We start from the raw sequence: 18,720 nt of genomic DNA, 5'->3' as shown, positions 1-18,720 counted from the left end.
GCCGCGCTGCGTGAGTATCGACAGACTCCGATGCGTCAGCAGACGTACCGGCGAGCGGGGGGTCCGTGACCAAACACGCACTACAATCAAACGAGAGCACGAGCGCGACGAAGCTTGAGGAAACGCAGGCCTTTAGAGCTCTCGATCGAACAGTGAGGGACATGGAGGATGGCCTGGATCATCCGGAGCTCTGGCTGCTCCTCAAGCTGGTCGTCGAGGAGGGCGATGCTGGCGACCTCCTTGTGGTGCTACGCGCTTTGCGCTCTGTCCAGCAGCCCAAGGTCGTCAAGATTTTTGATGTCCTCGAGGCCTTCATTGAAGGCATCGCAGGTCCGCGCGGCGAGGCCATCACAAAGCTGAAACAGCTTCAGGCGCAGGATCCCCTATGCCCCCAGGTGGCCGGCGCGCTCTCCTTTTTGATGCACGGCGAGCGACCACCTGAAATCCACGTACCGATTGTCCCGCCGATGGTCCCGAAAAACCCAACGTGGATCCCGTCAGCAGGAATGAACTTTCCCAAACCCCGAGGGGATAGCTTCGACATTTTGGGCGTCGCCTGTTTTAAGGCGGCTCTCGACAGCGCGGAGCACTATGAGAAGCATTTTCTGACATGCCCCGCGTTTGACAACGATTTGTCGCTGCTGTCGAAAGCACTGGAGCTAGCTCAACCAAACGGCCTGTTCCTTGAATTTGGGGTGGCGTCGGGCCGCACGATCAGCCACGTGGCTCGGAACACACCGCAGACCCATTTCTACGGCTTCGACTCTTTTGAGGGGCTGCCTGAGGCGTGGCGGAGCGGATTTGACAAGGGAGCATTCGCGCAGGCGCGCCTGCCAATTGTTCCGGCCAACGTGACGCTGATCAAGGGGTGGTTTGACGATACTCTGCCAACCTTCCTTCATGATCGGCCGCAAATGCCGCTCTCACTGCTTCACGTGGATTGCGATCTCTATTCGTCAACCAGAACAATCCTTGCAAATTTGAAAGATCGGATCGTGCCGGGCACTCTTATCGTGTTCGACGAGTACTGGAACTATCCGGGTTGGCGCGATCACGAGTTCAAGGCCTTCGAGGAACTGCTTGCTGAAACCGGCATTCGGGCCAAACCGTTCGGCTTTGTGCCAAGCCATCAACAAGTCGGGTTCGTGATGTCCAGGCCGGACTGAGCTCTCCAGGACACTGCGCTGCCCTGGAAGGCGCTCACGGAGCTCGAAGCCCGAGGACAGCACCACACTTTGGAATTGCTTAGCGAGATCACCGGCAATCTGGCCCAAAATCGCGAGCGCCTCCACGGTTGCCGAATCGGATCAATCGGCAGACGAAGGGATAGATTATGAAAGTGATCGCCGTCACGCCGGCCGGCCGCCGTAGATATCTCGAAGTGTTGGCCAAATATATTCTCAGCGACGATTCAGTCGCTGAATGGCACCTGTGGGATAATTGCCGGGATCCCGCAGACCGAACCTATATTCAATCGTTGGCCAATCCCAAGATCAAGATCGTTTCGCTGCCGGACTCAACGGGTGACAACAGATCGATCAACAAGTTCTATCGCACGATGACCGATCCGAGCGCCTTCTACGTCAAACTGGATGACGACATCTGTTACCTGCCTCCAGGTTTTTTTGGGCGCTTTGCGGCAAAAGCCGCAGCAAGCAAGACAAACGCGATTTGGTTCTCGCCGGTGGTCATCAACAATGCGATCTGCTCCTGGCTGCTATCATTCCATGGCAAGATCAAATGTTCGGAGCCATTGTCGTGTCTTGCCAGCTGCGAAATCGGTTGGAAAAACCCTGCATTTGCAGTGCTCCTCCATCGCTTTTTTCTGAACAGGCTTGAGACCGATCGGGTTGAGTCCCTCCATATTCCAGACGCCACGATGACGATGGGACGGTTCTCGATCAATTGCCTGGGAGTGTTCGGAAAGGACCGCAACGCGCTTGGTGACGCCTTTTGCCCGGTTGGTGTCGATGACGAGGAACATATTTCCGCTTTCCTTCCGATGCTGACAAAAAGACCGGGGCAAATCATCGGTGACGAGGTGGTCGCCCACTTCAGTTTTTACACGCAAGAGCGCGTCGTCTTGGACACTGATATTCTCGCGAGGTATCAATTGGAGGCTATGCGGGTCCACCCGTCGGACTCTCTCATGTCCGCTGAAGCAGGTTTGGCGAGTGCCGGACAACTTCACGATCCGACTCCAGAGTTCCTCCCGACATGATCTTGCCGCCCGCCGCCGTTCAACATGATCATGTACGGCAAGGATGGGCTGTCGTCAGCGGAACGTGAGCTCGGCGCCTCGATTGTCAATCGCTGCGTCTATTGCGCCGCGGTTCATGCCTCGCGGTTTATCGGCATCACGCGACGCACCGACATCATCGATACGATCTTCGCCGACGAGCGCGACGCGACGCTGCCGCCGCGCGACCAGGCGCTGTTCGATTTCGCGGCCAAGCTCTCGACCACGCCGGTCGAGGTCGGCCCTGACGACGCCAGGGCGCTGACGGAGGTCGGGCTCAGCGAGCTCGAGCAGCTCGATCTGGTGCTCTCTGCGGCGCTGTTTGGCTGGGCCAACCGGCTGATGCACACCCTTGGAGAGCCGCGCGCGTGACGACCGGCGATCCCAGCTCCCGCTGCTGAAGCGGCATTGGCGACCTCACGGATTTGAGTGCGGGTTCGCGCGGAAAATCGCGTGACATGCAAAGCACGTCTGAAGCGCGTTGGCATTTTTCCATTCCGATCAAGCTCGGCCGGGACGGCGCTCATACGACTTCTGGATAGCGTGCGCGGGTGATGCTCGGGACCGCCACCGCTTTTAGTTGTAGTGGTAATACCAGTATCTGGTATACATTATTCCTAACTGTTGTCGAAATGCGACAGTATGTTTCGCAGAGCAATATCTCTGCTGCGGCGCAGTATGTCATTGATGTGTATCGCGTTACCGGAAAATAAGAACAGTTCTGTTAGCTTCTGCAATAACTTATACGCCGGTGCTATCGTATTGACCGGACCGCGCAACGCCTCCAGCCTTTTGGCAGGCTCGATTTAAGAGCCGTTCTAACAGGGGATGGCGATGAAGAAATATGCGCTAACGGTCTCCGCTATCGCGATAGCGGTCGTTTCTCAGCCTGCGCCGGCGTCTGCGGACAAGCTCGATGTGGTCCTGGAGCGGCTTCAGGCGATCGAGCAAAGCAATGCTCAACTTGCCAAGGAGAATGCCGCGCTCAAGGCGCGGCTCAATCGTGTCGAATCTTCGAAAGCCGCGGCGCCCGTGGTCCAGGCTGCTCCAGGCCGTGTGGCCAGCGCGCCAGCGACCGGCGGTGCGCCGGCATCGCTGAAGACGCCCGTCGTCGAAGTGGATGCGCAGGGACACACCTATTTCGAGCACAAGCACGGCGCCCCCCTGACATTCTATACGCCCGGGGGCGAGATCACCGCTTACGGCAATCTGGACGTCTCGATCGACGACACAGCGAAGAATGTCGGAAACCTGAACCTGAACGGCGCCACGCCTCCGGTCGGCAATTTCGGATGGATGCCCGCGATCTCGACCAACCTCTCCTATCTCGGCGTTCGCGGCTTCCAACATCTGCCCGGCATGGAAGCCAATTTCCTCTATCAGCTCGAACTCGGTTTCGATGTTTCGGCCACGCCCGGTTTGAAGGAAAACAACAGCAGTCTGAGCAACACGGTCAACGGCGCGATGTTCAACCGCAACACATATATCGGGCTTGGGTCGCAGGAATGGGGCGCGGTCAAGATCGGCAAGACCGATGCGCCCTACAAGACCTCGACGTCCGCGTTCAACCCGTTCTCGGGCCAGATCGGCGACTACAGTGTGGTCATGGGTAATACCGGCGGCGACAACCGTGTTGAATTCGGCACCCGGCTCGATCATGCGATCTGGTACGAATCGCCCACCATCTCAGGCTTCCAGTTCAACGCCTTGTTTGCGCCGGGGCAGAACCGCGATACCGACAGCTCCAACATCGCGGCCGGAGAATCCGATTGCGCCGGCGGTAACGTCCCCCAGAGCGGCGGCAATCTGCCGATCGCGTGTAATGACGGCTCCTTCAGCAATGCCTACAGCGCGAATCTGAGCTACACCAACGGCCCGTTCTACGCGACGGTCGCTTATGAGCGTCACCAGGCGGTCAACCGTCAGAGCGATATCACGGCAATCTACGGCACCGCCGCGTTGCCAAACGCCTATGCCCAGAACCTGTTCAACGAAAATGTCGGGGACGAGGACGCCTTCAAGGTTGGTGCATTGTATCGTTTCGCCACCCGGACCACGGTTGGCGGCATCTTTGAAATGATGCATCGTTACGTTCCGGCGGACCTGCAATTCCAGAACGAGCGAACCCGCAACGGCACGTGGTTCTTCGTCAGCCAGGAATTGACCGATGTCGACAGCATCCATTTCGGATGGGCGCATGCGTTCGCGGCCACCGGCGATCCCGGCCAGCACAACACCTCGACGCTGACGACGATCGACGGACTCGGCACCTATGGCCCCAACGACAACAAGGCCGACATGGTAACGGCCTCCTATAAGAGGAAAGTGAGCCCGAACTTCACTTGGTACGCCTCGGTCGCGGCCACCTTCAACGGGCCGAGCGCCCACTATGATCTCGGCGCCGGCGGCAGGGGCGTGACGACGGACTGTCACGACGCGTTCGGTGCGGATGGTGGCTACACGTCAACGCCGCACTGCTACGCCGGTACGACGATCGTGGGCGTCTCGACCGGCGCTTCGTGGAAGTTCTAGAGCATATCGGTTCTGATTGAATCAGAACCGAAGCTCTAGATTCTTGTATTGACGCGTTTTCTTCAAGCGAACCGGTGTCCACTTCGCTCGAAAACGCTCTAGGCGACGGCAACGATGTTCTCTGACGACCCCATTGCCGGTATCGGCAATGGGGTCGCCGAGGGGAGACCAGTCGCCGATGCAGGGCCGAGACTCACTAATTCCCTTCTGCCAGAAGTTCGGTGATTAGCGACGCGGCTTTGATCCCGGTCCCGGTGATGATGACGACGGTGCGCTCAGTCGGCCGGATCGCACCGCGCTCCTTCAGGACGTCGAGGGCGGCGGCAGCCGAGGCCGAGGTCGGCTCGACAAAGAGACCGGTGCGCGCGAGCCGCTTCAACGCGGCAATGATTCCATCTTCCGGGATCGCGACCGTGCCGCCGCCGGTCTCCTTCAGCGCCGCGATCATCTGCTTCAAGCGGAGCGGATGCTTGATCGCGGTACCTTCGGCAATGGTCTTGTTAACAGCGCGATCGATCGGGGTGTCGACGCCGGCGGCAAAGCTGGCATCGACCGGCGAGCAATTCAGCGGTTGGGCCGCGAACAGGCGCGGCATTCGCGTGATCTGTCCGGCCGCGAGCAGCTCCTTGAAGCCGATATAGCAGCCGAGCAGGCTGCTGCCGGCGCCGACCGGCATGATGACGTTATCAGGCGCCGAATAGTTGAAGTCTTCCCAGATCTCGTAGGCCAGCGATTTCGTGCCCTGCAGGAAGAACGGCTGCCAGTTGTGGCTGGAATAGAATATCTGCTTCGACTGGCGGATCGCTTCGGCTTCCGATTCCTCGCGCGGTCCCTCCACCAGTTGGACCTCGGCGCCGAAGGCGTGCATCTGGGCCACTTTCATCGGTGACGTCGTAGCTGGCGCGAGGATCCTGACCCGCATCCCGCCGGCGGCGCCATAGGCGGCCACGGAGGCGCCGCCATTGCCCGAACTGTCTTCCAGCACCGCATTGACGCCGAGCTGCCGCATGAACGACAGCATCACCGTGGTGCCGCGATCCTTGAAGCTCGACGTCGGATTGAACCATTCGAGCTTGAAGTGGGGCCGAAGCTCTCCCCACTCTCTCTCGGCCATGGGGGTACAGCCTTCGCCCATCGTGATCGGCTTCGCGATCTCCGCCGGCAGCGCAGCGCGGTAACGCCACAGCGAGCGGATGCTGCGATCGATATCGTCGCGAGAGATGCCCGTGAGCGGTGTCACCAGCAGCGGCTTGCCTTCGTCGGAGCACCAGCGGGGCACATCCAGCGGATAGAGCTTGCCGTTGAGCGGGTCGATGTAGCTGGGCGATGGCATCTCAATTCAATCCTTAAGTCGCGGGACGGCCGGGCATGTCGTGACCGAGAACGAAGGCCGGCAGTGTCGTCATATCCCGGCGAATCACGATCGGGGCAGGTGCCCCTTCCGGCAAGGTCATTCCGGCACGATTATGCCACCATGTTGGCAGGCCGACACGTACCGTTCCGAACAGATCATAGCCGGATCCCGCCACAAACAGGCATCGCTTCGAGCCGGCCGGCAATTCATCCAGTGCAAGTTGATAGGGCTGCGGTTGCGGCTTGTAGTAGCCGGCGCGCTCAGCCGTCACAAAGACCGAGAAGGGGACGCCGATGCGATCGGCCGCGATGCGGCCCAGCCGTTCCGAACAATTGGTTACGACGCCCAACGCGATGCCGGCCTCGTGCAATGCTCGCAGGGTCTCGCGGACCTCCGGCCAGGGCTCGAGCTCCGCGTAGCGTGCGCCGAGTTCGTGCGCGCGTTCGAAGGGAAGCCCGACATTGCGCGCCGCCTCACCTACCAGATCTTCATAGGGACGATAGCGCCCGGCGGCGTAGGTGTTCTTGAGGTACTCCGCCCGCCAGCGGTATCCGGCCTCCGCGGAGCCCGCGACCTCGTTCCAAAGCGTCCAGCTGTCCAGCAATGCTGTCAGCAGGTCGAACAGGACGGCATCGTAAGTTTGCGTCGTGGGGTGCGCTCTATCTCCTACCATCCGCGAAACCGCTCCCATTCCCTGACGACGTCAGAACCAGCGCCGATGACATGGTACCGGTCGTGCTGGGCGCCGGTCGCGCAAGCATGATTCGGCAATATCCGTAATCGCGTGCCCAGCGGCAACAGCACTTGTGGCGCCGTGCTGCCGGGACGACGGGCGATGATGCCGTGCTCCTGGTTGGCCTCGCTCACGATCAAATCGGGATATGGCCGTCCGTTGATGTCGCACACCACGCCATAGCCCTGGTCGACCGCCTGTCTGGCGGTGCCGCGGTCACGCGACAGTGCCATCCAGCCTGCGTCGATGAAGGTCCAGCCGCGATCGGCACGATGGCCTGTTACGGTCGTGAGCACCGACAGCGCGATGTCATCGAGCGTGCAAACCCCGATCCCGGCCATCACCAGATCGAACATCACGAAGACGCCGGCGCGCATTTCGGTCACGCCGTCGAGATGGCGCGCGACATGCGCCGTCGGTGTCGAGCCGACGCTGACCACCGGACACGGCAGTCCGGCCGCGCGCAACGCCTCGGCGCAGCCAACCGCGGCCGCGCGTTCCTGTTCGGCGGCCGCCTCGAGCGCCGCCACGCTGCGGCAGTTATAGGACTCGCCGGCATGGGTCAGGACGCCGCGCAATTCCGCGCCGCCGGCGTGAAGCCTGCGACCGATCTCGGCGAGCAGCGGGTCGTCTGCGCGGACGCCGGCACGATGGCCGTCACAGTCGATCTCGATCAGCGCCGAAATCCGGTCGCCGGTCGCGCGTGCCGTTTCCGTGACGGCATTCGCCTGTTCGATGCTGTCGAGGATCACGCACAGGTCCACGCCGCGCCGCCGCAGCGCAGTGACGCGGTTGAGCTTTTGCGGCGAAATGCCGACGGCGTAGAGGAGGTCCTTGACCCCTGCGGCGGCGAACACCTCCGCCTCGCGCAGGGTCGAGACCGCAGCCGGGCCGGTCGGGCCGTCCATGACGGCGCGGGCGACCTCGACTGATTTTGCGGTCTTCAGATGCGGACGGAGGGGGACGCCAAGCCGCGTCAGTCTGCCCCTCAGGCGGGCGATGTTATTCAACATCCGGCCTTCGTCGAGGACAAGGCAAGGGGTCTCGATCCCGGCGAGGGATCGCAGTGGTGTTGGCGCGGGTGCGAGGGGCATGGACTTAAGATTAGCCGCTTTTAGGCTAAGTGCAATTTACCGATTATCATTCCTAGATTAAGCTCAGGCTTAATGCTCTCGACCGACGATATCAGGTTTTTTGTTGCGATCGCCGCGGCCAACACGCTGGCGGCCGCGGCACGCGCGCTCGACGTGACACCGCCTGCCGTCTCGCAGCGGCTGCAGGGCCTCGAGCGGCGGTTAGGTGTTCAACTGGTCAGCCGTTCGGCACGCCGGCTGACGCTGACCGACGAGGGCGAACTGCTGCTGTTGCGTGGCCGAGCGCTGCTCGACGATGCGGCGGAGTTAACCGATGCGCTGCAGGCGCGCCGTGGCACCATCACCGGTCATCTCAAAATTCTCGCTCCGCTTGGCTTCGGACGCCGCTACATCGCACCGGCAATTGCCGCATTCCGATCCCGGCATCCCGACGCGTCGGTCGATCTGGAGCTCTCCGATCGGCTCGGGCGGGCGACCGCGGGCTCCTGGGACATCATGATCCACATCGGCGTGCTGAAGGACTCCGCGCTCCAGCTTCAGCGCCTCGCGTCGAATGAACGATATCTGTGCGCCTCGCCGGCCTACCTGAAACGAAAGGGAGCTCCGGTCAGTCCGCCGGATCTGCGCGGGCACGATTGCATCGCGCTGCGCGAGAACGAGGAGGACGTGACGCTCTGGCGGTTTTCCCGCAAGCGTGCCGGGTCGGCGCCGGAGGTTGTCCGGATTGAGCCGACACTCTCCAGCAATGATGGCGAGGTCGTGAAAGCCTGGGCGCTGGCGGATTGCGGCCTGATCGTACGGTCGGAATGGGATGTCGCAGAGGATTTGGCGGCGGGCCGGCTGGTGCGTGTGCTGCAGAATCATCGTCTGCCGCCTGCCGACGTCGTTGCGCTCCTTAATCCGGGCCGCGGCGGCAGGGCCAGACGGACGCAGGCGTTCCTCGAATCCTTGCGCGCCGGCCTTTCGCCGCCGCCATGGCGCGCGGACATCAAGAAGAGCGTGCGGTGATGGTGCGCACGCTCACGCGGCGCCGGCTTGCCTGCTCAGATAATTCCTTGCGAATTCGAGATACCAATCCAGGCATCCGGGATTGGCCATCGCGTCCTTGTTGATGACTTTTTCCAGTGGATGGCCGAGCAGGAGCTTCTTGATTGGCAGTTCCTGTTTCTTTCCCGACAGCGTGCGCGGAATTTCCGCGACCGCGAAGATATCGTTGGGCAGGAAGCGGCGCGACAATCCGGCTTCGATCGCCTTGTTGATGTCAGCCTTCATCGCGGCATCGAGCGCGATGCCCTCGCGCAGCACCACGAACACCGGCATGTAGCTGTCGCGTCCCAAATATTCGAGATCGACGACCAGCGAGTCCAGCACTTCCGGCAGCGCCTCGATCGCCGAATAGAGTTCGCTGGTGCCCATGCGCAGGCCGTGCCGATTGATGGTGGCGTCGCTGCGGCCATAGATCACGCAGGCGCCGTCGGGGTTGATCTTGAGCCAGTCGCCGTGCCGCCACACCGGGCCGCGGCCCGAGCCGTCGAAATTATCGGGATAGGTCTCGAAGTAGCTGGCGCGATAGCGTGCGTCACCGGGATCGTTCCAGAACCGCAGCGGCATCGACGGCAGCGGCTCGGTGCAGACAAGCTCGCCGACCTCGTCGATCACGGCGCGGCCCTGCTCGTCGAAGGCTTCCACTGCGCAGCCGAGCAGGCGGCATTGCATGATCCCCGGCGTCTGCGGCAGTTCGCGGTTGCCTCCGATGAAAGCGCCGGCGAAATCGGTGCCGCCGGAGATGTTCGCCCACCACATGTCGGCCTGCGCGGCGTTGCCGTTGGCCCTCGAGAGTGCGGCGAAGCGGTCGTTGAACCAGGCTTGGGTGTCGGCGCTGAGTGGCGATCCCGTCGAGCCCAGCGCGCGCAGCTGCGAGAGGTCGCCGACGGCAGCGAGATCGATCTCCGCCTTGGTGCAATTGGCAAAGAACGCGGCGCCTGCGCCGAAGAATGTTGCCTTTGTCTCGGCGACGAAGCGCCACAGCGTGGTCCAGTCCGGCTTGTCCTTGGAGCCACCCGGGCTGCCGTCGAAGATGCAACAGGTGGTTCCGTTCAGCAGTCCGTTGGTCTGACTGTTCCACATGATCCAGCCGGTCGAGCTGTACCAATGGAAGCGTTCACCGAATGAATTCCTGTCGTAGCTGCAACCGATGTCGTTGTGCAGGGTCGAGAGCGGCAGTGCCACCACGATCACGCCGCCATGGCTGTGCAGAATCGGTTTCGGTAGTCCGGTGGTGCCTGAGGAATAGACGATCCAGAGCGGATGATCGAACGGCAGCCATTCCGGCTCGAACGCATCGATCTCAGCGTTGTCGCCTGCGAGGATGGACGAAAGCTGCGTGTCGGACGCTGCAGTCTCGCTGTGCAGAATGACATGCTCGACCGTCGGCAGCGCACGCCGCAATTCGTCGATCACCGGCCGCCGATCATGGCGCCGGCCGGCGTAGGTCACGGCATCGCAGGCGATCAGCACCTTTGGTTCGATCTGCTTGAAGCGGTCGATCACCGCGGGTGCGGCCATGTCGGGCGCGCAGACGCTCCAGATCGCGCCTAAGCTGGCGGTCGCGAGAAACGCGATGATCGTCTCCGGAATGTTCGGCAGGTAGGCGGCGACGCGATCGCCGGAGTGCACGCCCTGGGCTTTCAGGTGCAGCGCCAGCGCGGCGACCTTGCGCTTGAACTCGGGCCAGCTCGTTTCCGATAACACGCCGTCTTCACCGCATGAGACGAGGGCCGGGAGGCCCGCGGCATGCGCTGGCGCGACATGGCGCAGGACCTGTCGGGCATAGTTGACCTGGGCACCGGGAAACCACACCGCGCCGGGCATCTTCCGGCTCGCCAGCACCGCGGTGTGCGGCGTCGGTGACTGAATATCGAAATAGTCCCAGACGCTCTGCCAGAAGCCGTCGATGTCGGCGACCGACCACCGCCGCATCTCCTCGAAATGAGCAAACTCAAGGCCGCGCGTCTCTTTCAGCCATTGGCGGTAAAGCGCCATCTGCGGGACGTAAGGTGCTGTCATGGTCGGTTTCCGGATCTTCTTGTCGTAGCTTACGCCCTCTCTACCATAGAGCCGCGAGCGCGGGGAACGCCGTCGCGACGGCCGTTGCGTCAGCATATTCTTACCGCTGTCTCCGCGTGCTATGGCTTTCGGAGCGAGCCGCACCTGATTCTGCGCGCAGGATAAGCGAATGCCCATGCCGGTCGGCGAACTCTTCATCCTCGGCTTTTACGGCAAGGTCATTCCGCCGTGGCTGAAGGAATTTGCCGCGCGCTTCGGGCTCGGCGGCGTGATCCTGTTCGATTACTCGTGCCAGACGCGGCGGTACGACAACAACATCGCCTCTCCGGCTCAGGTGCAGTCGCTCTGCGCCGAGATCGCGGCATTGCCCTCGGGCCCGATGGTGTTCATCGACCAGGAGGGCGGATTGGTGCGGCGACTCAAGGATGGCCTGGGCTTTGCGCCGCTGCCGAGCGCGAAGGATTTCAACCGGCTCGCGACGGCGGAGAAGCAGAAAGTCCTGGCCGCGAGCTATGGCGAGTTGCGCCGGCTCGGTTTCAGCTACAATTTCGCGCCGGTCATCGATGTCGACTATAATGCGGACAATCCAAACATCGGCAGGGTCAAGCGGTCCTATTCGGCCGATATCGGTGAGGTCGAGGCCAATGCGCGGCTTGTCGACGCTGCCGCGCGGCAGGCGGGAGTAGGCCTCTGCCTGAAGCATTTCCCGGGCATTGGCGGCGCCAATGTCGATTCGCATCTGGAGTTCATGGATATCTCCGATGCGTTGCGGCCGGAGCAGGAAGACCTGTTCTACACACTCGCACCGCAGATCTATGGGGATGCGGTGCTGGTCAGCCACGCCATCGTCCGTCAGTGGGACGAACGCAATCCGATGACATTGTCATCGGGTGGAATCGGCCGGCTTCGCGGCCGCTTGCCGGAGACGCTCCTGATATCAGACGACATGCAGATGCAGGGGCTGCAGAAGGCACTCGGAACCCATGCCGCGAGCCTGCAGGCAATCGGCGCCGGCATGGACATGATCTGCATCGGCAACAATCTGTTCGACCAGGAGCAGGAAATGGCCGCCATCGCCGAGGCGATCGCGGCGGGGGTCGCCGGCGGAGCGCTCGATCAGGCCGCGGTGCGGCAATCCATTGAGCGAGTGCGAAGGCGCAAGGCGCTGCTCGTCTGAGCTGACAGCGAAATTCGTCGTAAGCACGACAGAAGGTGGAACCAACCGGCATTGCCGCGAATTAGTGATGACGCTCATCGGGGCTCAACAACCATGAAGATGCTCAAGCGTCTCTTCCGATTGACTTGGCTGCGCCGCGTCGCGGGCAAATCAGCCGATGTCTCGCCCTCCTCCATCGATCCCGACGAGTTCACGCGCTTGCTCTGCAGCGGGCGCAGCGAGGATCTGCGGATGCTGGCGACAAAGCTGAGCCTGCGCTCGAAGGCCCACGCTTAGCCGTCGGCGTGCGCCTCAGAACGAACCGGTTCTGCCCGCTCAGAACCGGTAAAGTCCGGGGCCGTGGAATTAATTCTGCCCCCAGGCGGCGAACGCCTTGGTGAAGGCAATCTGCCCCGATCCGCCCTTCTCGATTGCGAGGATGTAGCGGTGCTGGATTTTGTCAACCAGCGGGATATCGATCCACGATCGCTCCCTGAGAGCCTGCAGATTGCGTTGGCGATCGGCGTCGACATTCGACAGGCCAACCAGAAACACATTGTCGGTCACCTTGACGGAAAGGCCGGCGAGCGGCGCGCCGCGTGCCTGCTCGTTCAGTTTCGTCAGCATGCCCGGCACGCTGTTGATGCCGCCTCCTCTAAGGCCGGGGACGGGCACGAGTGTCAGCTCGAAGACGTGGCTGGCTGGAAGCGACGTATCGGTGTTGTGCTTGAGCGTCAGCGTCATCTTCAATTTGTTCGGGATATCGACGTCGGCAACCACGAAGATGTCATCGGGGGCGCCTGCCAACTTGTTCGTGTCGGTGTGCCAGACGATCGAACCCGAAGACGTGCGGCCGGCCGGATCGGCGCGATCCTCCTCGTACAGCACAGCTCGCCCGGGTGCTGCCGCATCGTCCGCCGCGTGTGTCTTGCTCGGACTGGCTGCGATCAGCGCCAGCAAAGCGAGTACGAAGGTCAGGCGGGAGCCCGGCTGGCAGGCGTGGGGCGCGCTGGTGCCGCGATCGAACATGATCATGAAAAGGATTCCGCTGGTGGCGCGGTATTTCTACCGGTGCGGGAAACGTCAGGCAAGGTCGCTCGTCAAACCGGTCGTTACTTCGCTTTCTCGTGGTTCGCGATCCCGACCGCCTTGTAGTCGTAGGTTGGATAGAATTCGGTGTGATAGGCGCCCCAGGCGCTGTTCTCGATGACGCGGTTGACCTCGCGCAGCCGCGACGCCGGCAACCGCAACGTCACCACCTGGCCGATTCCCATCATCACGTACCAGCTGACGACCTCGATGCCTTCAGGCGGAAACGCCTTGTAGAAGCCCTGCCGCTCGAGTTGGGCATTCAGTTCGCTGAGCGGCCGCGACTGGTCGTGTTTGAGAAAGATCGTGACCATGACTGCGTTGTCTGATGTCGGCGTTGCAGTGTCCGATGCTGCGGTCTGAGCCTGCGCACCGGCACTGAGCGCCAGTGCTGCGGCCAATGCCGCGATCGCCATCCAGGGTCCGTTTCGTCTGCGCATTGTCGCTGCCTCCTTGCCGGGGTTTGGCCGGGGTCTTGAGGGCTATCCGGGAGACGATCATCGCGGCGCGGGGGAAGGCTGTAAATTGCCGTTCGTTGTTGTCGCAGTGCCCTCGCTCCGATGTGAACGGTCTCACACCCCTGTGCCGGAGCACGCGGTATTGAAGAGATACCGGACCATCCCGGTGCCGAGGGCATGGACAATGTCGACGCGACGGATGGCGTATTGGTGGTTCAGGTTCGTCATATCGGGACGATTCCTGCAAAAGTTCCTCCGGCTCCGCCGTCCATGAGGTTCCGAGCGCCCTCACAGGGAACCATTGCCGGGTTGTCCAGCGCACCGTGATGGCCTGTCGGAAGGCGGCGAATCACGTCGATTGACGGCCGAGTCCACGCGCCAGAGTGTTTTCGAGCGAAGCGGCCGAAAGTAAATTTATCCCCGTCGAATTACGGAGACCGGGGTGGGAACCCGCCCGTAAGACTACCGTAACGCGGCCCGCTTATCCGAGATTCATTGCCAAATCAGGAGGCATCTGCCTCTTTTGGCTAGCCGGGCCCCGGATCACAGTTGCGCCATCCGTATTTCTACTGAGTTCCGCGTTAACGCCGACGCAGTTCACCTTCGGTAAACCATACGTATGACGCAACACGATGATCGAGCCGAGTTCCGCCTTCCGACCTGGATGGACGAGTGCGCTCCGCTCGAGGCCCAGGATCACCAAGCGCTGAGCCCGCCGTCTGCGCAGCGAATGCCGGCGACGGAGGAGGCTGGCGCTGCGATCGTCCGCCAGTTCAATGGACCCGTGACGGCGCTGTTGCTCTACATGAACGAGCTCAAGCAGCACAGTCATCAATTCGCGCAGACGCCCGGTAACGGCATTTACCTTCGGCAGGTCATCGAGAATGCGCTCGAGCAAACCGAGCGCGTTTCCGCGATGCTGAAACAGATTTCCGATCTCTATCCGAATGCTGTCCCGGCGGCCGATCTCAAACCGATCCGGGACGACATGCCAGCCCGTTCCCGTTCGCCCGACGTGATGTTCGCGCCGGAAGCCGGCCGCAAACCGCTGACCAAGCGCGAGCGCGAAGTGCTCAGCCTGATCAGCGACGGCTATTCCAACAAGCAGGGGGCGTTGCGCATGAGCATCAGTCCGCGCACGTTCGAAAGCCATCGCGCTGAAGCCATGCGCAAGCTCGGTGCGCGCAACACCGCCGATCTCGTCCGCAAGGCCCTGTTGCAGCCGGTCTGATTAGCGAGAAAGCAGCGGCGGCAGCGGATTGCCTATCGCTTTGGAAGATTGCCGGAGCGCAGTGGCGATCGGGTGGTTCAGACGTAGTCTTCCGCCGCAATCGGCATGCGCAGCGCCGGCCGTGCCGTCGGGACGATGGATGGCCGCTCCTCCGGAACGATCGTGATCACCCATGTCGCCCTGACACTGGTCTTGCTCTCGACGATCGAGCGGACCCGGCCCGTGACCGTCGCATCGGCCGAACGGATGGTGGCGGATCGGCCGTTGAACTGGGCAATACGGAAGCGCCTGGCTTCCTTCTGGTCGGTCGTTTCGTAAGTGAACATCGGCTCCCCCGCGCGTCCACGCGACTTTGGGGATGCAACGTTATCCGACCGTGAAAATTCCACGCCGTAGAAGTACGGCTCAGGCGCTGAAGACCTCCTGACAATGCAGCAGCCCCGCATACTGGGCCTTGACCGTGGCGTAGCATTCGCACGATGTCTTGGTCAGGCCGTCGAGATTGGTGATCTCGATATGGCCACGGCTGTAATGGATGAAATTGGCTTGCTGCAACGTGTGCGCGACCAGCGATACGCTGTTGCGCCGCGCGCCGATCATCTGCGCCATCATTTCCTGCGTCAGAACAATCTTGTTGCTGCCGGAGAGATCGCGCGTTTGAAGCAGGCAGCGTGCCAACCGCGACTCCACGGTGTGGGCGGCGTTGCAGCCGGCAGTCTGCTGGATCTGGGCATAGACGGCGAGCCCGTGCCGAATCAGCGCGGCCCGAAGCGTCGGACTTTGGCCGGCGGCCGCCCGCAACGTCTCGACCTCGATCGCCGAGGCGACGCCCGGCACCAGCACCATGGCACTGTTGAGCGAAGGCGCCACGCCGAGTCCGGCGAATGCGCCAAAGATGCTGTCGTGGCCGACCATCGCGACCTGTACGTGCTCGCCCCTTGCCAGTTTGACCACCAGCGAGATCACGCCCTTGTGGGGCAAGTATGCGCGTTTGAGGACCTCATCGACCTCGACCAGCACTGAATCCGCAGCTAGGTCGACGGTGCGCAGATGCGGGCGCATCAATTCGAAATCGCTCGTCGACAGCGATGACAGAAATCCATTCGGTGGTCGCGCAATCGTATCCAAAGCAACCTCCGGCCTGGCCGGCAAAGCTTGTCTCTGGGCACCGACGCTGCCGCGTGCAGCGGTGCATCTCTACACGCTATGTTGCCAGTTTTTTTTCCAAAGAGAAACAGTTCTGTTAAGCCTTGTTGCCGGTCGCCGTGGATACCAGCAGGCTGGCTCGGGCGGATGCCTCGCCGCCTGGCGCGATCAATCCTCCACTCCGACCAACTGCTCCGCATGCGCCTTGACCGTCGCGTAGCACTCGCAGGACGCTTTCCGCAGACCGTCGATATCGGTGATTTCGATGTGCCCGCGGCTATAGCGGAGGATGCCGGCCTGTTGAAATCCGTGCGCGACGATCGAGACCGCGTTGCGCCGGACACCGATCATCTGCGCCAGCATCTCCTGGGTCAGCGGCAATGCCTCGCTGCCGCACAGATCCCGCGCGCGGAGCAGCCAGCGCGATAGCCGCGCCTCAACCGGATGCGAAACGTTGCACGCGACGGACTGCTGGGTCTGAGCCGTCAGCGCCTGCTCATAGCGACTGACCAATGTCCGGAAGACGACATTGCGATCGGCCATCTCGCGGAAGTCCTCCGCCTTCAATACCGAAGCGGTCCCCGGCACCACGACGATCGCATCGGCGAACAGCGGACCGCCATCAAGCGCGGCAGTCGCGCCGACGATGTTGTCGCGGCCGACCGTCGCGATCTCGACCGACTGCCCGTCGGACAAATGGACCATCATCGAAACGACGCCGCTGTGCGGCAGATAGACTCGCTGTACCGGCGCGCCGGCGTCGGCCAGCACCGTATCCTTGGTCAGCTCGACGGTTTCGAGAATCGAATGGAGTTGCTCGTACTCTGCCACGGGGAGCGCTTGCAACAGACGATTAGGCGGACGCGATACCGCAGACATTGGGGCTCCTGCCGAGGGCGGGAGCACTTTAGGGTCTCGCATCACCTACTCTTGGCTACTCTTGGCGCGTGGAATGGCAGCGAACATAGCTTCCCTGTCCAATTGCACAAGAGTTGTGGTGCCGCCTTTATACATTCTACAGGGCAGACATCCGCCCGAGCCTTCGACGCCGCGGCAATCGGCTCGATTCGCGACACGCGGAGTGGTCGCGGAAGGTTTCAGCTTTCGTTGGCATTCGTTGATTTTCATTAACGTTTGAACGCGCCGATCTCGCGTGGTCACGCACGCGCTTCCGATCGCGTGATGCATCGGGTCGACCGTGCTGCGCTGCGTGACGCCCTGTGGACGCAGGAGAATTCTTCAGCCGCAACGCATGCGCCGCCAAATCGCTGCCGCCTGCCGCGTCGACCGTAGCATCCGCCCGTAGAATTACCGGGCATGGGTCTTCTGGGTATTAGTACGGAGCAGGTCTTTAACGAACGGGTAGCGCCGACGGCCCAGTGTGGCCGCGATCGCCGCGTGAAATTTGCGGCGTCGCGTCAATCGTGTGTTCATCCAGAAGGGTATCAGTATGTCCGACATCGTCCTTTCGTCATCGGTCCGTCAAAACCTGCTCTCGCTGCAGTCGACAGCCGATCTGCTCTCGACCACGCAGAATCGCCTTGCCACCGGCAAGAAGGTCAACACCGCCCTCGACAACCCGACCAACTACTTCACGGCGCAATCGCTCGACAACCGCGCCAGCGACATCAACAATTTGCTGGATGGCATCGGCAACGGCGTGCAGGTCCTGCAGTCCGCCAACACCGGCATCACCTCGCTGCAGAAGCTGGTCGATACCGCGAAGTCGATCGCCAACCAGGTGCTGCAGAGCCCGGTCGGCTACTCGACCAAGGCCAATGTCGACGTCACCGGTACTGGCGCCGGCACTGGCACCACGGTGGCCACCGACCTCAACGCCGGCAAGCTCGGCGGTTCGGTCATCACCTTCAAGACGGCTACCGGCTCGCTCGCGGTCACAATCGGTTCGAGCTTCGCGACCGGTGCGGGCACCGCGACCGTCAAGACGCTCGATCAGCTCAACAGCGTGCTGTCTTCGAACGGCGTTGCCGTCTCGGCGTCGGTCTCCGCGACCGCCGACACGGTGACCTTCACCTCCACCAACGATGCCGCCAGCCAGACGATCACCAAGACGGGCGCTGCCCCGACCGGTGAAGGCGTCGACATCTCGGGCACGACGGCTGCAACGGTCGGCACGGTCAACGCTGCCGTTGCCGATCCGACCTCGCAGTCGACTCGCGGCAACCTCGTCAGCCAGTACAACGTCATCATCCAGCAGATTACGACGACCGCCCAGGATTCGTCCTTCAACGGCGTCAACCTGCTGAACGGCGACAATCTGAAGCTGACGTTCAATGAAACCGGCAAGTCCACCCTCAACATCTCGGGCGTGACCTTCAACGCAGGCGGCCTCGGTCTCGGTTCGCTGACTGCTGGCACCGACTTCCTGGACAGCACCTCGGCAAACGCCATCGTTGCCAAGCTCGGCTCGGCCTCCGACACGCTCCGCTCGGAAGCGTCGTCGCTCGGTTCGAACCTCTCGGTCGTGCAGATCCGTCAGGACTTCAACAAGAACCTGATCAACGTGTTGCAGACCGGCTCGTCCAACCTGACGCTGGCCGACACCAACGAGGAAGCGGCCAACAGCCAGGCGCTGTCGACCCGCCAGTCGATCGCGGTGTC

The 18,720-nt window shown here is 62.1% G+C and carries 17 protein-coding genes and 1 pseudogene; 9 read left to right on the top strand and 9 right to left on the bottom strand.

The annotated features are described in order from the left end of the window. The first annotated feature begins 161 nt into the window (after window positions 1-161). The 4 genes and pseudogenes from UP09_RS17770 to UP09_RS17755 all read left to right on the top strand — a co-directional run bounded on the left by UP09_RS17770 (window position 162) and on the right by UP09_RS17755 (window position 4,771). Window positions 162-1,166, top strand: a complete 1,005-nt coding sequence (locus UP09_RS17770) for a class I SAM-dependent methyltransferase (RefSeq protein ID WP_156164652.1) — start codon at window positions 162-164, stop codon at window positions 1,164-1,166. 167 nt (window positions 1,167-1,333) lie between these two features. Continuing rightward, window positions 1,334-2,221, top strand: a complete 888-nt coding sequence (locus tag UP09_RS39025; RefSeq protein WP_197082690.1) for a hypothetical protein — start codon at window positions 1,334-1,336, stop codon at window positions 2,219-2,221. Window positions 2,222-2,227: 6 nt separating this feature from the next. Continuing rightward, window positions 2,228-2,611: pseudogene (locus tag UP09_RS38165) on the top strand (peroxidase-related enzyme); the annotation flags it as partial. A gap of 462 nt (window positions 2,612-3,073) precedes the next feature. Beyond that, window positions 3,074-4,771 carry a porin gene (locus UP09_RS17755; RefSeq protein WP_197082688.1) on the top strand — a complete coding sequence of 566 codons (1,698 nt, stop codon included), beginning with the start codon at window positions 3,074-3,076 and terminating at the stop codon, window positions 4,769-4,771. A 196-nt stretch (window positions 4,772-4,967) separates the two neighbouring features. On the opposite strand, the gene UP09_RS17750 is transcribed toward UP09_RS17755, so the two are convergent. From UP09_RS17750 to UP09_RS17740, 3 genes are read right to left on the bottom strand one after another with little or no spacing between them, the layout of a single operon-like run. Then, window positions 4,968-6,104, bottom strand: a complete 1,137-nt coding sequence (locus UP09_RS17750; RefSeq protein ID WP_044539551.1) for a threonine synthase — start codon at window positions 6,102-6,104, stop codon at window positions 4,968-4,970. Window positions 6,105-6,117: 13 nt separating this feature from the next. Beyond that, the gene (locus UP09_RS17745) at window positions 6,118-6,798 is read right to left on the bottom strand and encodes an HAD-IA family hydrolase (protein ID WP_044539550.1); all 681 of its coding nucleotides are present in this window, start codon (window positions 6,796-6,798) and stop codon (window positions 6,118-6,120) included. Beyond that, the gene (locus tag UP09_RS17740) at window positions 6,792-7,952 is read right to left on the bottom strand and encodes a DSD1 family PLP-dependent enzyme (protein ID WP_044539549.1); all 1,161 of its coding nucleotides are present in this window, start codon (window positions 7,950-7,952) and stop codon (window positions 6,792-6,794) included. The genes UP09_RS17745 and UP09_RS17740 overlap by 7 nt, the downstream gene beginning before the upstream one ends. A 72-nt stretch (window positions 7,953-8,024) precedes the next feature. Between UP09_RS17740 and UP09_RS17735 the strand changes: the two genes are divergently transcribed. After that, window positions 8,025-8,960, top strand: a complete 936-nt coding sequence (locus tag UP09_RS17735) for a LysR family transcriptional regulator (protein ID WP_044539548.1) — start codon at window positions 8,025-8,027, stop codon at window positions 8,958-8,960. A 12-nt stretch (window positions 8,961-8,972) separates the two neighbouring features. Here the strand turns inward: UP09_RS17735 and UP09_RS17730 are convergent, their stop codons facing one another. Beyond that, on the bottom strand, window positions 8,973-11,114 hold the full coding sequence (locus tag UP09_RS17730) for an acetoacetate--CoA ligase (protein WP_082070182.1): 2,142 nt from the start codon (window positions 11,112-11,114) through the stop codon (window positions 8,973-8,975). Window positions 11,115-11,187: 73 nt separating this feature from the next. Here UP09_RS17730 and UP09_RS17725 point away from each other — a divergent pair, with 73 nt between their 5' ends. Together UP09_RS17725 and UP09_RS17720 are read left to right on the top strand one after the other, a co-directional pair. Next, on the top strand, window positions 11,188-12,195 hold the full coding sequence (locus UP09_RS17725; protein ID WP_245302041.1) for a glycoside hydrolase family 3 N-terminal domain-containing protein: 1,008 nt from the start codon (window positions 11,188-11,190) through the stop codon (window positions 12,193-12,195). 93 nt (window positions 12,196-12,288) lie between these two features. Further along, window positions 12,289-12,471, top strand: a complete 183-nt coding sequence (locus tag UP09_RS17720; protein WP_044539545.1) for a hypothetical protein — start codon at window positions 12,289-12,291, stop codon at window positions 12,469-12,471. Window positions 12,472-12,540: 69 nt separating this feature from the next. Here the strand turns inward: UP09_RS17720 and UP09_RS17715 are convergent, their stop codons facing one another. Then, window positions 12,541-13,209, bottom strand: a complete 669-nt coding sequence (locus UP09_RS17715) for a hypothetical protein (protein WP_052833124.1) — start codon at window positions 13,207-13,209, stop codon at window positions 12,541-12,543. Between the two features lie 77 nt (window positions 13,210-13,286). After that, entirely contained in the window at window positions 13,287-13,703 is a 417-nt protein-coding gene (locus UP09_RS17710; protein WP_044539544.1) for a hypothetical protein, read from the bottom strand. A 637-nt stretch (window positions 13,704-14,340) separates the two neighbouring features. On the opposite strand from UP09_RS17710, the gene UP09_RS17705 reads away from it, so the two are divergent. Further along, window positions 14,341-14,952, top strand: coding sequence for a helix-turn-helix domain-containing protein (locus tag UP09_RS17705; RefSeq protein WP_052833123.1), 612 nt, complete (start codon window positions 14,341-14,343; stop codon window positions 14,950-14,952). A gap of 77 nt (window positions 14,953-15,029) precedes the next feature. On the opposite strand, the gene UP09_RS17700 is transcribed toward UP09_RS17705, so the two are convergent. The 3 genes from UP09_RS17700 to UP09_RS17690 form a co-directional block, all read right to left on the bottom strand. After that, window positions 15,030-15,278: a hypothetical protein gene (locus UP09_RS17700; RefSeq protein ID WP_044539543.1), complete on the bottom strand. Its 249-nt coding sequence runs from the start codon at window positions 15,276-15,278 to the stop codon at window positions 15,030-15,032. A gap of 79 nt (window positions 15,279-15,357) precedes the next feature. Then, entirely contained in the window at window positions 15,358-16,014 is a 657-nt protein-coding gene (locus tag UP09_RS17695; RefSeq protein WP_502689061.1) for a Crp/Fnr family transcriptional regulator, read from the bottom strand. A 252-nt stretch (window positions 16,015-16,266) separates the two neighbouring features. Further along, a complete protein-coding gene (locus tag UP09_RS17690; protein WP_349643915.1) occupies window positions 16,267-16,929 on the bottom strand; it encodes a Crp/Fnr family transcriptional regulator in 663 nt (220 codons plus the stop codon). Between the two features lie 619 nt (window positions 16,930-17,548). Between UP09_RS17690 and UP09_RS17685 the strand changes: the two genes are divergently transcribed. After that, the coding region (locus UP09_RS17685; protein WP_044539649.1) for a flagellin N-terminal helical domain-containing protein at window positions 17,549-18,720 on the top strand (1,172 nt) is incomplete at its 3' end.

It is taken from the genome of Bradyrhizobium sp. LTSP885 (genome assembly GCF_000938305.1).
In the GTDB taxonomy this organism is placed as follows: domain Bacteria; phylum Pseudomonadota; class Alphaproteobacteria; order Rhizobiales; family Xanthobacteraceae; genus Bradyrhizobium.
The sequence above is the reverse complement of the archived record's forward strand: the minus strand, read 5'-3'. Positions and strand labels throughout refer to the sequence as shown.

What these genes read in the sequence shown, in the direction of transcription:
- UP09_RS17770 (WP_156164652.1), top strand. Translation starts at nt 162, where the DNA reads ATGGAGGATGGCCTGGATCATCCGGAGCTCTGGCTGCTCCTCAAGCTG.
- UP09_RS39025 (WP_197082690.1), top strand. Translation starts at nt 1,334, where the DNA reads ATGAAAGTGATCGCCGTCACGCCGGCCGGCCGCCGTAGATATCTCGAA.
- UP09_RS17755 (WP_197082688.1), top strand. Translation starts at nt 3,074, where the DNA reads ATGAAGAAATATGCGCTAACGGTCTCCGCTATCGCGATAGCGGTCGTT.
- UP09_RS17750 (WP_044539551.1), bottom strand. Translation starts at nt 6,104, where the DNA reads ATGCCATCGCCCAGCTACATCGACCCGCTCAACGGCAAGCTCTATCCG.
- UP09_RS17745 (WP_044539550.1), bottom strand. Translation starts at nt 6,798, where the DNA reads ATGGTAGGAGATAGAGCGCACCCCACGACGCAAACTTACGATGCCGTC.
- UP09_RS17740 (WP_044539549.1), bottom strand. Translation starts at nt 7,952, where the DNA reads ATGCCCCTCGCACCCGCGCCAACACCACTGCGATCCCTCGCCGGGATC.
- UP09_RS17735 (WP_044539548.1), top strand. Translation starts at nt 8,025, where the DNA reads ATGCTCTCGACCGACGATATCAGGTTTTTTGTTGCGATCGCCGCGGCC.
- UP09_RS17730 (WP_082070182.1), bottom strand. Translation starts at nt 11,114, where the DNA reads ATGCTGACGCAACGGCCGTCGCGACGGCGTTCCCCGCGCTCGCGGCTC.
- UP09_RS17725 (WP_245302041.1), top strand. Translation starts at nt 11,188, where the DNA reads ATGCCCATGCCGGTCGGCGAACTCTTCATCCTCGGCTTTTACGGCAAG.
- UP09_RS17720 (WP_044539545.1), top strand. Translation starts at nt 12,289, where the DNA reads ATGAAGATGCTCAAGCGTCTCTTCCGATTGACTTGGCTGCGCCGCGTC.
- UP09_RS17715 (WP_052833124.1), bottom strand. Translation starts at nt 13,209, where the DNA reads ATGATCATGTTCGATCGCGGCACCAGCGCGCCCCACGCCTGCCAGCCG.
- UP09_RS17710 (WP_044539544.1), bottom strand. Translation starts at nt 13,703, where the DNA reads ATGCGCAGACGAAACGGACCCTGGATGGCGATCGCGGCATTGGCCGCA.
- UP09_RS17705 (WP_052833123.1), top strand. Translation starts at nt 14,341, where the DNA reads ATGACGCAACACGATGATCGAGCCGAGTTCCGCCTTCCGACCTGGATG.
- UP09_RS17700 (WP_044539543.1), bottom strand. Translation starts at nt 15,278, where the DNA reads ATGTTCACTTACGAAACGACCGACCAGAAGGAAGCCAGGCGCTTCCGT.
- UP09_RS17695 (WP_502689061.1), bottom strand. Translation starts at nt 16,014, where the DNA reads ATGCGCCCGCATCTGCGCACCGTCGACCTAGCTGCGGATTCAGTGCTG.